At 35.7% G+C, this 13,295-nt stretch carries 13 protein-coding genes; 3 read left to right on the forward strand and 10 right to left on the reverse strand.

The genetic code is table 11. From position 1 onward, the window contains the following. Positions 1-4 precede the first annotated feature (4 nt). From JNUCC72_RS04090 to JNUCC72_RS04110, 5 genes are all read right to left on the reverse strand, one after another. Positions 5-2,515, reverse strand: coding sequence for an FtsK/SpoIIIE family DNA translocase (locus JNUCC72_RS04090; RefSeq protein ID WP_454143167.1), 2,511 nt, complete (start codon positions 2,513-2,515; stop codon positions 5-7). A gap of 28 nt (positions 2,516-2,543) precedes the next feature. Then, positions 2,544-2,936: a DUF1149 family protein gene (locus JNUCC72_RS04095; protein WP_454143169.1), complete on the reverse strand. Its 393-nt coding sequence runs from the start codon at positions 2,934-2,936 to the stop codon at positions 2,544-2,546. A gap of 23 nt (positions 2,937-2,959) precedes the next feature. Further along, complete coding sequence (gene trmL, locus JNUCC72_RS04100) at positions 2,960-3,475, reverse strand: tRNA (uridine(34)/cytosine(34)/5-carboxymethylaminomethyluridine(34)-2'-O)-methyltransferase TrmL (protein ID WP_454143171.1); 516 nt, start codon at positions 3,473-3,475, stop codon at positions 2,960-2,962. Between the two features lie 174 nt (positions 3,476-3,649). Continuing rightward, positions 3,650-4,849, reverse strand: a complete 1,200-nt coding sequence (locus JNUCC72_RS04105) for an AI-2E family transporter (protein ID WP_454143173.1) — start codon at positions 4,847-4,849, stop codon at positions 3,650-3,652. 20 nt (positions 4,850-4,869) lie between these two features. Beyond that, a complete protein-coding gene (locus JNUCC72_RS04110; RefSeq protein WP_454143175.1) occupies positions 4,870-5,238 on the reverse strand; it encodes a PTS glucitol/sorbitol transporter subunit IIA in 369 nt (122 codons plus the stop codon). Positions 5,239-5,351: 113 nt separating this feature from the next. Between JNUCC72_RS04110 and JNUCC72_RS04115 the strand changes: the two genes are divergently transcribed. From JNUCC72_RS04115 to JNUCC72_RS04125, 3 genes are read left to right on the forward strand one after another with little or no spacing between them, the layout of a single operon-like run. Continuing rightward, entirely contained in the window at positions 5,352-6,371 is a 1,020-nt protein-coding gene (locus tag JNUCC72_RS04115; RefSeq protein WP_454143177.1) for a lactonase family protein, read from the forward strand. A gap of 42 nt (positions 6,372-6,413) precedes the next feature. Further along, positions 6,414-7,241: an undecaprenyl-diphosphate phosphatase gene (locus JNUCC72_RS04120; RefSeq protein WP_454143179.1), complete on the forward strand. Its 828-nt coding sequence runs from the start codon at positions 6,414-6,416 to the stop codon at positions 7,239-7,241. A 28-nt stretch (positions 7,242-7,269) separates the two neighbouring features. Continuing rightward, on the forward strand, positions 7,270-7,914 hold the full coding sequence (locus JNUCC72_RS04125; protein WP_454143181.1) for a copper homeostasis protein CutC: 645 nt from the start codon (positions 7,270-7,272) through the stop codon (positions 7,912-7,914). A 59-nt stretch (positions 7,915-7,973) separates the two neighbouring features. Here the strand turns inward: JNUCC72_RS04125 and JNUCC72_RS04130 are convergent, their stop codons facing one another. From JNUCC72_RS04130 to JNUCC72_RS04150, 5 genes are all read right to left on the reverse strand, one after another. Then, complete coding sequence (locus JNUCC72_RS04130) at positions 7,974-8,297, reverse strand: DUF1292 domain-containing protein (RefSeq protein ID WP_339969116.1); 324 nt, start codon at positions 8,295-8,297, stop codon at positions 7,974-7,976. Positions 8,298-8,318: 21 nt separating this feature from the next. Beyond that, a complete protein-coding gene (gene ruvX, locus JNUCC72_RS04135; RefSeq protein ID WP_454143184.1) occupies positions 8,319-8,735 on the reverse strand; it encodes a Holliday junction resolvase RuvX in 417 nt (138 codons plus the stop codon). Beyond that, on the reverse strand, positions 8,735-8,992 hold the full coding sequence (locus JNUCC72_RS04140; RefSeq protein ID WP_056974458.1) for an IreB family regulatory phosphoprotein: 258 nt from the start codon (positions 8,990-8,992) through the stop codon (positions 8,735-8,737). The genes ruvX and JNUCC72_RS04140 overlap by 1 nt, the downstream gene beginning before the upstream one ends. 67 nt (positions 8,993-9,059) lie before the next feature. Continuing rightward, the gene (gene alaS / locus JNUCC72_RS04145) at positions 9,060-11,699 is read right to left on the reverse strand and encodes an alanine--tRNA ligase (protein WP_454143186.1); all 2,640 of its coding nucleotides are present in this window, start codon (positions 11,697-11,699) and stop codon (positions 9,060-9,062) included. Between the two features lie 248 nt (positions 11,700-11,947). Next, positions 11,948-13,294, reverse strand: a complete 1,347-nt coding sequence (locus JNUCC72_RS04150; protein ID WP_454143188.1) for a DEAD/DEAH box helicase — start codon at positions 13,292-13,294, stop codon at positions 11,948-11,950. Between the last annotated feature and the right edge of the window lies 1 nt (position 13,295).

The following is a 13,295-nucleotide window of genomic DNA, read 5'->3' on the forward strand; positions in this document are numbered from 1 at the left end:
TATACTACTCGCCTTCTGTTTCATTTTGATTCGTTTCTATTTCATAGACTTTTCGAGGTTTACTACCCTCATAAGGGCCAACAACGCCTCTGTCTTCCATCTCGTCAATTAATCTGGCTGCGCGATTGTAACCAATTCTGAATCTTCTTTGTAGCATCGAAACACTTGCTGAACGTTGTTTTTGGACTAAGGCAACTGCTTCATCATAATACTCATCTTCTGGGGGTTCATCACTATCGTGGTCACCATTGCCAGAAGTGTTCGGTAGCATTTTTTCGTCATATTCAACTTCTTTTTGTTTCGCCACAAAGTCAACAACACGTTCGACTTCCTCAACTGAAATGAATGAGGCTTGAATTCGGGTTGGTTTATTCGATCCAATTGGAACAAATAGCATGTCACCATGTCCGAGTAGTTTCTCAGCACCTTGGCTATCCAAAATAGTACGAGAATCAATCCCACTCGATACCGCAAACGCGATTCTTGATGGTACGTTAGCCTTAATTAAACCAGTAATAACATCTACAGATGGACGTTGGGTTGCAATAATCATATGAATACCAGCAGCACGCGCCATCTGTGCTAATCGAACAATTGCAGATTCAACTTCATTGCCGGCTACCATCATCAAGTCAGATAACTCATCAATAATGACAACAATATATGGTAATTTTGTCATAACTGGATTATCAGTATCTTCGTTGTTTTGCTCAACTTTGTGATTATATTCCGTCATGTTTCGAACACCTGAAGCAGCAAACAATTCATAACGACGTTCCATTTCTTTTACTGCTTTCTTCAAGGCATTAGCCGCTTTTTTAGCATCGGTCACTACTGGAATCATCAAGTGTGCAATACCATTATAAACGGACAATTCAACCATCTTGGGATCAATCAAAATCAACTTTAATTCATCCGGTGTTGTTTTCATTAATAGGCTAGTGATAATAGCGTTAATTGAAACTGATTTCCCACTACCAGTTGATCCGGCAATCAATAAGTGAGGCATTTTAGTTAAATCAGCAGAGATAATCTCACCCGTAACATCTTTCCCTAAAGGAACAGATAACGGCTTTTGTCTATCTTCAGCATCTTGTTTTTCAATACTTTCTCTAAAGTAAACTGGCAATGTTTGCTTATTCGGAACCTCAATACCAACATAAGGTTTACCTGGAATCGGTGCTTCAATTCGAATATCTTTAGCAGCTAAGGCCAAAGCCAAGTCATCAGCTAAGTTAACAATTTTGCTAACTTTAACCCCTATATCAGGTTGTACCTCATATTTGGTAACTGAAGGGCCTAAGTCTGCTTTTTTGACTTCAACTTTAACTCCAAAACTCTCAAACGTCTTTCTCAACTTCTCTTTATTTTCTTCAATAAACTCACGTTCTTCAGATTGATCAACCACAGGTGATGGTGTCAACAAGTCTAAAGGTGGTTTATGATAAATTGTTTGATCAGTTGGCGTTTTTGCAGTGATATCTTCTGATGCATCACTTGACTGTTCAAGACTTTCTTCCATTGTTTGCGTTTTTGGTAATTCAACTTCCGCTAATTGACTAGCTTTGGGTTTTTCATCTCGTGCTAGTACTGGCTTAGAATCTGTTTCTGCTTGAGATTTAAACTTTTCTCTTCGACTAAAATCGGCATATTTATTATCTTCAAGTTCTGTTGAATCAGTTGACTGCTTATTTTCTGGATGAACTTGGGTAACTTGTTTTTCTGGTTGCTTTTCGACTTCATGAAAATCTGGTTTTGATATGCTGTTTTCAGTTGTAGGTGTAGACTTTTTACTATTGTCTGTTTGATTATCAAAATCAGTTGTATTAGGAAAGTCGACATTATGTTCAACTTTTTGCTTTTTCTTCTCTACAAAATCACTATATTTTTGTTTTGAGTTTTCGACAACATCTTGTGTTTGATTAATCACTTTTTTACTATTATCTTGAAAAATATTGATAAAACTAGCAAAAGAAACATCAAAAAACAATAGCAACCCAACCATAATCAAAATAGCCGAAATTAAATAAATCCCAACATTTCCAACTAACGGGTTCAAGACTGTAAATAACCCTACTCCGAGGATTCCACCGCTAAAGTTACTACTACCTGGGCTTTTAAATCCCTCAGTTGCAGAGTGTAAAAACGATCCTAGATAGTCAGCTGCTAACCCAATTTTGTTGAAATAAATTGTTGAAATAATACAGAGCACAAATAAATAAGCTAGACCAAACCCTACATAGCGTTTTGCTGAAAGTTTGGGTAGTTTTTCATAGATAATCATTCCAAATCCAATTATGAAGGTCGCAATGGCAGCAAACCACACCGTTTCTCCTACGAAGAATTGATAGCAATTTGCTAACTGACTACCAAGCCAACCAAATTTAAAGAAAGAAAAAATTGAAATAAAGATAATAATGATTCCTGCAATAACAAAATTAAAATCTTTCTTTTTAGGCTTCTTTGTCTGAGGCTTTTTCTTTTTTGTTGCTGGCGCTTTTTTCTTTTTAACCATCTTTATCTCACCATTTAAATCTAATTTCTTATCTGTTAGGTCTAAAAGTCAACTTCACTGGTTCATCTAAAGTTACTTCTGTAATAGCATAAACTAGTTCTTCGATTTTTTCGATTAACGGACGTGTCATCTCTTCAAGTGAGCCACCGTCTAACTCGTTAGCTTCACCATAATAATCAATGGTTTGAATCAATTGACTAACTTGGCCCGTAACTTTAATTCCACTATCTTGAGGAACAATTTCAAAAGGTACTTTCATTTCAAAGTAGTGGCCTTCTTCACCTTTATCTAGTTCACCATTACTGTGGGTAATATTCATACGGTTCATCGTCACATTTAAATCATTTTTGACTTCTGATTCAGGTTTCACTAAATCATAATGAAAAGAGTTTACAATCACCTGATTTTTTTTCAATTCCATCGTTCATACCTCCAAAATATTAATTAATCTTTTAATTTGTCATGTTCATAATGTAATTCACGTTTTAAATCTAAAAAGTTTTGTTGGCGCAACGCTTCATAAATAATAATTGCCGCCGTGTTAGACAAGTTTAGTGCTCTAATTTTATCTGTCATCGGAATTCTCAAAGCCTTTTCTTCATGTTCCTTCATGAATTCTTCAGGTAATCCTGTTGTTTCTTTTCCAAACATAAAGTAGTAATTTTTATCTGGATCTTGATAAGAAACATCGGCATAAGTTTTTGATGAGAATTTAGTAATCAAAAACAGTTCGTCGTTTTCACCTAAAGTTTCCATAAAAGCTTCTAGGTTTTTGTGGTAATGAATATCAACATCATTCCAGTAATCTAATCCCGCTCTTTTAAGATGCTTATCATCAGTTTTGAATCCTAAAGGTTCAATTAAATGTAAGCTTGTTTTTGTTCCTGCAGCAGTTCTTGCAATATTTCCTGTATTTGCAGGAATTAAAGGTTCGTATAAAACAATATGGTTTTGTGTCATTTTTTTATTTCTCCTTGTTTACCAAAAAAAAAACGTACCACCTCGGTGATTGACACAGCAAGGCGTTACGTTAGTGGGATTTTTTCGCAAGTTTTTATCAAGTTTACCTAATAAAAGCCTACGTCAAAGCCGTATTTCTACTATACTACTTATCGTGTGTTTTCGCAACATCAGTCACGCGTTCTCAGACTCTTTTTCTTGCGTTTTATCAGGCAGTTGCTCTTCTTGCTCGTAAAGACCGCTCTTATCACTGTAAATTCTAAATGCGCGTAAAACGATTGTTTTAGCTACTGCATAAACGGGAATTGCAACAATTGCCCCAAGCAAACCACCAACAGCACTAGCACCAATCAATAACAGAATAGTTGTTGCTGGGTGCATATTCATCTTATTACCCATAACCATTGGACTAATAACACGACTCTCAACAATTTGTTCAATTGCAAATACAATGAGCACCTTGATTAACATATCAGGAAACGGTGGCGTACATACTGCAATAATTAAAGCAGGTATTAACGCAATAAACGTTCCAAAATAAGGAATTAAGTTTAAAACTGCTGCCAATACTCCCAAAATAATCCCGTAGCTTTGTCCAATTGCAACATAACCAATAGAAAACATCACACCTACCCAAAAGGCGACTGTTAATTGACCTCTAACGTAAGCTGCAATTGCTTGATTAATTTCACTTAACAATTCACCAGTTGAACGGCGATATTTCGTTGGTACAACCTTTGAAATATTTTGTTTGATTTTTTCGCCATCTTTTAACATAAAGAACAACACAACCGGCGCTGTTACTAATGTAATAAAGATACTTGAAACAAAGTTCACTGCTGAACCGATTTGGTTAAAGAACCCGTTAACACTTTCATTCAAACTTGAAGAAATACTTTTTTGAATTTGATCAGCATATTGTTCAAATGTTTGTTGGAAAGATGATAATCTAGGATTTTGACTCAAATTGTTCAACGTATCTCTGGACGTTTCCCAAATTTGAGGCCAGTTGCGCAATAATGACTCAATCTGAGACTGCACTATTGGTATCAGCGTAAAGATAATCCAAATCACTATCAATAGCACCAAAATTAATAATGCAATGATTGTAAAAACTCTAGGAACTTTAAACTTTTTCTCCATAAAGTTAACTACAGGATTCATCAAGTAATACTGAACAACCGCAAATAGTACCGGCATCAAAATGGCATTTATAAACGTAAAAATAGGCGCAAAAATATAAGAGACCTGGTTTAAGCCAAAAATGATTAAGAGACAAAGCATAACATTCAATAAGATAACTGTCGCTTTGTTGTTTAGAAACCATTGTTCGAACCAAGTTCTCAAAACCTTTTTAGACTGTTTCTTATCCATAAAGACACGACCTAACTTTATTATTTAATCTTGTAAACAATTGTACTACCAGATTTAAATAAGTGATCTTGGTTTTTGTCACCATCTAAATAAATAGTATTTTCCATTGGTTCACCTTCAACAGGGCCAAACATTAATACAGCATGGGCAATATCTTTCAAATTATCGTTTACTAAACGACCAACTTGGTGAACGTTGAATGCTTGGCCATCAATTTCAATAGCATCCCCTGATTTAATGTTAAATTCATCACTATTTTGATTATTTTCAAATACTTGTTGGATACTAACTTCAGCAATATCTGAACTAATATTTTCCTCAAATAAAATATAAATATGCTTATCGAAAGCTTTTGATCCAATTGCTTTTATAACTGCTTTAAATTCCATCAAACTAACTCCCTTTTTATTTTAATTTTATAATAACATAGTTTAATTTTAGCATATAGTCACAAATAATTTATGCTATACTTCGAAATAGATAAATTAAGGAGGAATTAATTTTGAAGCATCGCGTTTTACTGGGTGGTTACACCAAAAAAACCAGCCAAGGTATTTACCAAGCTAACTTAGTTCATAACCAACTTGAAAATGTTACCCCTTTAGTTAATGTAGAGGGTCCTACATACTTCCAAGTTAGTCATAAAAATAATTTATATACGATTGCTAAAGAAGGTGAATTAGGTGGTATTGCTGTTTATAATTTAAATGACAGTAACCCTCAACTAATTGACTCTCATCTAACGCCAGGTCCTCCACCTGCGTATGTTGGCATTAGTCACGAGTTTAATCTATTATTCACCGCCAATTACCATCGTGGAACTATCGACCTGTACCAAATTAAAGCGGACGGTACTTTGTCACTGAAAGATTCCGTTGAACATGAAGGCAGTAGTATTAAACCAGAGCAAACTCAAGCACATCCACATTATGCTGACTTAACACCAGACGGTCGCTTAATTGTAGCGGATTTAGGCTGTGATGGCGTTTTTGTTTATAACATTGACTTTGATAATTATCAATTAACTCAACATAGCCACTACCAAACCGCTGAAGGCTTTGGTCCTCGTCATCTTGTCTTTAACTCTGACTACTCTATTTTGTATATTTTAGGTGAGCTTTCTAGCCAGGTTGAAATTTTAACTTACACAGACGGTCAGCTTAGCCATCTTGAGACGATTGAAACAATACCGAATGATCATACTGATCACAACGGTGCTGCTGCAATTTTGATTTCAAAAGATAATCGTTTCTTGTATACCTCTAATCGTGGGCATGATTCTATTTGTGTCTTTGAAATTTCTAACGAAGGTCAGCATTTGACTGAAATACAAACTGTTAGTACAGAAGGTGAATTCCCTCGTGACTTTAACTGGGACGATTCCCAAAGCTACCTAATTGTCGCCAACCAAAATACAGATAATGCCACATTATTTAGCAGGGATGCACAATCAGGACGACTAACACTACTTGAAAAAGATGTTGCCGTTCCTGAAGCCACACGTGTTTTATTCATCTCTTAATTAACTCAACTAAACTCTAGATAACCGAAAGGAATTTTTTCCGTGTTTGATATTATTAAATCCATTATTTTAGGTATTATAGAAGGAATCACTGAGTTCTTACCCATCAGTTCAACTGGGCATTTGTACTTAGCTAATGATATCCTTCATCTTGACCAATCTCCTGACTTCATCAGTATGTTTATGGTAGTTATCCAATTAGGGGCAATTTTGTCTGTAATTGTGCTATATTTCCACAAATTAAACCCCTTCTCTACCAAAAAATCACAACTTGAAGTTAAACAAACTTGGTCACTTTGGTCAAAAGTTATCGTTGCCACCATTCCTTCCATCATTATTGGATTACCTTTAAATGACTGGATGGATGAACACCTAACTTCATGGCCTGTTATTGCTTCCACATTGTTTATCTATGGTGTTCTCTACATTGTACTAGAACGCTTCAACAAAACTCGTCGTCCTGCTTTAAATGACTTAAACAAAATTACTTATCGTTTTGCGTTAGCCATTGGATTTTGTCAGGTACTGAGTTTAATCCCAGGAACTTCTCGTTCTGGATCAACTATTTTAGGTGCCATGTTCTTTGGTGCTTCTCGTTTTGTTTCTGCTGAATTCTCATTCTTCTTAGGGATTCCTACTATGTTTGGAGCTTCTTTACTTAAACTATACAAATTCTTTAGTCACGGCGGACAGTTTGTTGGTTTACAACTACCAATTTTACTAGTTGGTCTGATTGTTTCATTTGTTGTTGCTTACTTATCAATCAAATTCTTATTGAACTACGTCAAATCACACGACTTCACTGCATTTGGTTGGTATAGAATTATTTTAGCGATTGTTGTTGTTTTATTCTTCGGTCTGTTAAAATAATAGGATAATTTAAAAAGGAGCCTTTCATTTGATAATCAAAGAAGTACTTGTCGAAAACTTTACAAATATTCCCGCAGCTGTTGCCAACGGTGCAACACGTATTCTACTAGCTGATAACTTAGCTGGTGGAACAACAACAGCAAGTCATGGTGTTCTAACTGAAGGTGCCAAATACTTGCAAGATCAAGGGCTATCACTTACTGCCATGATTAAACCACGTTCTGGCAATTTTAACTATAATGACCTTGAACTCAAAATCATGGAACGTGATTTATTTACAGCACAGGAGTTAGGGATTGATGCCGTTAGTTTTGGTGCTTTAACTTCTGCTAAAAGACTTGATGTCGAAGCAATGGAAATGCTTATCGGTGCTGCTCAAGGAATGGAAATCGTCTTTAATCATGCTTTTGATGAAATTAAACCTGAGTACAAGCAAGAGGCATTAGATTGGTTAGTAGAAAATGATATTACTCGCGTCTTAAGCCATGGTGGTCCGCTAGATTCTAATATCAAAAAGAATATCGACCAACTTAACCAAGACAAATCACTAACTCAAAACATTGTTATTACACCTTTTGAAGGAATTGATGCCAGTGATGCAAAAGCAATTGCAGAACAAACAAATAGCTCAATTTTAACAAGTTCAACACTTGTGCCATTACCCAAAAATTAATTTAACTTACAAAAAAAGCTAGCTAAGATAAACTTAGCTAGCTTTTTTAATTTGTAATTTTATTCACCACTTAAACGGTCATCGTCTAAGAATGTATTCAATACACCTTCAACCATGTCCCATTCTTCATCGCTTTCGATTGGGAATAAGTCACCTTTTGTTGCATCCCCATTTTCATCAGCGTTAAAGCCAAATGCTTGGATTTCAACATCTTCATCTGTTCCAACACCTGCTGGGTATAACAAGACATATGAGTTATCGTAGTCGTCTGAATAAAATGTAAATAAGACTTCAAACAGTTCTTCTTTACCTTTGTCATCCACTAGAGTGATTTGACGGTCTTCTGCTGGTAATTGACTTTGATCATTAATTTTAAATGCCATTAATTGTTCCTCTTTTCCGTATTATTGCATGTCTAAATAGTTTTGCAAAATTAAACTAGCTGCTAATTTATCAATAACTTGCTTACGTTTTTGACGAGAAGTATCAGCTTGTTCAATTAGCATTCTTTCAGCTTGCACTGTTGTTAAACGTTCATCAACATAAACAACAGGTTTGTTAAATAGTTCTTCTAATTTTTTGCCGTACTCTTGTGATTTTTCTGCACGCTCACCAATTGAGTTATTCATATTTTTGGGTAGACCCACGACGAACTTTTCGACTTCATAGTCTTTCATCAGTTCTTCTACGCGATCAAATCCAAAAACACCTTCGTTTTCATTGATGGGAATAATTTCAATTCCTTGTGCAGTCCATCCAAAGGGATCACTAATTGCAATCCCAACTGTTTTGGAGCCGACATCTAGTCCCATTATTCTCATTACTTTTCTTTACCTAAATAAGTTTTGAGTAATTCCTCAATTAATTCATCACGCTCATGTTTCAAAATTAGGTTTCTAGCATCATTGTGACGAGGAATATATGCAGGATCACCAGACATTAGATAGCCTACAATTTGATTGATAGGATTGTATCCTTTTTCCTCAAGTGATCGATAGACACTTTCTAGTGTTTGACTGACATTTTTATTTTGGTAACGACTAAAATCAAAATGCATCGTTTTATCAAGTGAACTCATAATAATCCTCCTTTACTCTCTAATCCCATTTTACTTGATTTTTACAAGTATTACAATTAGCGAAACTTTAATCTGCTAGAAGTGATTTGATTTTATCAATAGCTGCTGGAATACCGTCTGGATTTTTACCACCAGCTTGTGCCATGTTAGGACGGCCACCACCGCCACCAGCAAATAGTGAAGCGGATTCTTTGATTAAGTCGCCTGCTTTAAAGCCTTTATCTAAAGCTTTATCACCCAAGGCAACAATCAAGCTTGCTTTATCTTGACCTTGTGCACCAATAACTAAAACATCTGAAACAGATTGACCTTTCCAGTCATCTGCCAGTTGACGTAGGTCTTTCATGTCATCAACTGGTGCCACTGCCGCAACCACGCTTAAGCCATTAATTTCTTCAGTTTGGTTGAATAAATCACCTGAAGCTTGACGGTTAATTTCTGCTTTCGCTTGTTCTAATTCTTTTTGAAGTTGCTTGTTGTCATTTTGTAGTTGTTGTACACGTTTTTCAACATCAGCATCTTTAGTTGCTTTAACGTCTGATTTAACTGCTTTTAAGATTGCAGAGTGGTTGTTTAAGTATTCAAACGCTTCTTGTGAAGTCACCGCTTCAATACGACGCACACCAGCACCAACAGCAGATTCAGAGATAATCTTGAATAAACCTAGCTCACTTGTGTTGTTAACGTGTGTTCCCCCACAAAATTCAATTGACCAATCGCCAATATTAACAACACGAACTTGATCACCATATTTTTCACCAAATAAAGCAATCGCACCCATCTTCTTACCTGATTCAATATCAGTTTCAACAGTTGTTACGTCAATTTGTTGCCAAATTTTTTCGTTAATCAATTGTTCAATTTGCTTAATATCGTCAGTTGAAACAGCATCAAAACTTGTAAAGTCAAATCTTAGGTAAGTTGGTTCAACTAAAGAACCAGCTTGTTTAGTATGTTCACCTAATACTTCTCTTAGTGTTTGGTCTAGCATATGAGTTGCAGTATGGTTACGTTTAACTTTACGACGGAATTCATGATCAATCTCAAGTTCATAACGTGCCCCTTTTTCAAGTGGTTTTAAAACTTCAACATAGTGTAAGTTTTGACCATTTGGTGCATGTTGAACATCTGTCACTTTAGCAACAGCTTCATTTTTATCGTTGTAAATGAACCCAATATCAGCAACTTGGCCACCCATTTCTGCATAGAAAGGTGTTTCATCAAAGATTAATTGTGCTTGGCCTGCAGAAGCTTTGTCAGCTAATTCACCGTCTACCAATAGTTCTACTAGAGTTGATTCTTGTTTTTCAGTTGTATAACCTGTGAATTCACTAGGTGTTGTTAAGTCAAGCAACACTTCGTTTTGTGAGCCCATTGATTGTACTTTTGAACGTGCATTTCTGGCACGGTCTTTTTGTTGTTGCATTTGTTCATCAAAACCTGCTTTATCAACACCAAGACCTGCATCTTCTGCATATTCAAATGTTAATTCATAAGGGAAGCCATAAGTATCAAACAATTTGAAAGTATCTTCGCCAGATAGTTCTTTTTGATTATTAGCTTTAGCTTCATCAATCACTTGGTTTAATAAGTTCAATCCATCAGATAAAGTTTCTTGGAAGCGTTCTTCTTCTGATTTGATTACTTTTTCAATGAAATCTTTTTGTTTCAATACTTCTGGGTAGTATGACTTCATAATATCGCCAACAACTTCAACTAGTTTGTATAAGAAAGCACCTTTAATACCTAGTTTTTGACCATTTAAAGCTGCACGACGAATTAAACGACGTAAAACATAACCTCGACCTTCATTTGAAGGTAATGCCCCATCTCCAATTGCAAAGCTAACTGTTCTTGCGTGATCAGCAATAATCTTGAATGAAACATCGTGTTGTTTGTCGGTTGCATATTTAATACCGTCAGTAAATGATTCTACTGTGTGGATAATTGGCATGAATAAGTCTGTTTCAAAGTTTGTTGGCGCATCTTGTAAAACAGAAACCACACGTTCAAGTCCCATTCCCGTATCAATGTTTTTATGAGGTTGTTCAACGTATTGACCATCTGGCAAATGGTTGAATTCTGAGAATACAATATTCCAAATTTCAAGATAACGTTCATTTTCGCCACCAGGATAGTTTTCTGGATCATCTTCTGCTACATCATTGAAAGATTGTCCACGGTCGTAGAAAATTTCAGAATCAGGACCACAAGGACCCCCACCAATATCCCAGAAGTTATCATCAACATCAATAATGTGGTCTTCAGGTAATCCAACAACTTCGTGCCAGATACGTTTAGCTTCGGTATCTTTTGGATAAACAGTTGCATATAGTTTATCTTCATCCATGTCTAACCATTTTGGACTAGTTAAGAATTCCCATGCCCATTTCAACGCATCTTCTTTGAAGTAATCACCAACAGAAAAGTTTCCTAACATTTCAAAGAATGTATGGTGACGCGCTGTTTTACCTACGTTTTCGATATCGTTTGTTCGAATACTTTTTTGAGCGTTGGTAATTCTTGGCTTATCAGGAACAACACTTCCATCAAAGTATTTTTTCAAAGTAGCAACCCCTGAGTTAATCCAAAGTAATGTTGGATCATCAACAGGAACTAGGGATGCAGATGGTTCAATCATATGATCTTTACTCTTAAAAAAGTCTAAAAATAGTTGTCTAAACTCAGCACTAGATAATTTTTTCATGCTTGTATCTCCTTAAATTTAATATAAAAAAACACTCTTACAAATTCAAGGACGCTAAAAAGCGCGGTACCACCTTGATTGCAACAGTGTTTGTTAACCTCTTTGTTATTGCTATTAAAAAAATGAGTTCATCGGTAGCACATTGCGATGTGACTTGAGCATTTCCACCAGCTAGCTCTCTCTATTAAGCCTTCATTCACAATGTATGTCCTTTGACTCCTTAATTATAGTGTGAAGTCATTTTGATGTCAATTTTGATTTTTGCGGTCACGACGAGTTTGACGCTTTTTACGACGAACTTCTAGTTTTCTCTTTTGACGTGCATCATTTTCAATTTCAGCTCTAATTTTCTTCTTGTAACCTGGCTTTTTCTTAACTTTTGCTTTTTTAACAAAACCACGAATTTTTGGATCTAATTTTTCTTGCTTAGATTGACGATCAGTACGACGGTGACGGCTAGTTGCATCAACTAATTGTCCTTTTTCAATCTTTTTAGGCGCAAATTTAATCCCCATTTTTTCAAGTTCAGCGACTAAGTTTAACTGGCGATGTTCAATCAATGTAATCGCTGTTCCTGACATTTGGTTACGACCTGTACGACCAACACGGTGAATAAAGAATTCTAAATCTTTAGGCAGTTCTGCATTAATAACATGACTAACCCCTTCGATGTCGATTCCACGAGCAGCTAAGTCAGTTGCCACAACGTATTGATATTCAAGGTTTTGAACTTGTCGCATCACACGTTTTCTTTCACGGGTTGTAATGCCACCATGAATTTTAGCAACTTGAAGTCCTTGGGAACTCAAGTAGTGATGAATTTCATCAACACGTGTCTTGGTATTAGCAAAAATCAACGCTAAGTAAGGCTGTCCCATTGTTAGCAACTGATAAATTGTCGCATTTGGATTTTTTCCGTCAACTTCAATTAAATCATTTTGAATTGTTGGGGAAATAATCTCTGGATTATCAATTGTAATGTAGTCAGGGTGTCCCATATATTTTGTTAAAAATGGTTTTAACTTAGCTGGGATTGTTGCTGAAAAAACGCTCATTGAGAGTTTAAGTGGTAATCTTGATGCAATTTTATCAACATCATCTAAGAAACCTAAATCAAGTGTCATATCTGCTTCATCAATAACAAATGTTTGAACGTTATCTAAGTTTAGAATTTTCTTTTCAGCAAAATCTAAAATACGACCTGGTGTCCCCACAACTACTTGAGGTTGGCTTTCAACTTTTTTAATTTGTTTTTGGCGATCTGAACCACCAACTAGAAGTTGTGCTTTGGCATCTAAACCTGATGCTTGTAATAATTGCTCTAAGTTTTTGTGAATTTGTTGAGCAAGTTCACGACTTGGTGCAGTTACAATTGCTTGTAATTGCTTCATATCTACGTCTAGATTATTAACTAGCGGTACCAAGAAAGCGTGAGTTTTACCTGAACCAGTTTGTGCTTGAACCACAGCACTTTGGCGTTTTAAGAGTTTTGGAATAACGCGAGTCTGAACTGGCGTTGGTTTTTTAAATCCGATTTCAATTAATCCATTTTTAACTGCATCAGTTAAATAGTCATTTTCAAAAATACTTATCATT

The sequence above is a fragment of the Holzapfeliella sp. JNUCC 72 genome (assembly GCF_053668685.1).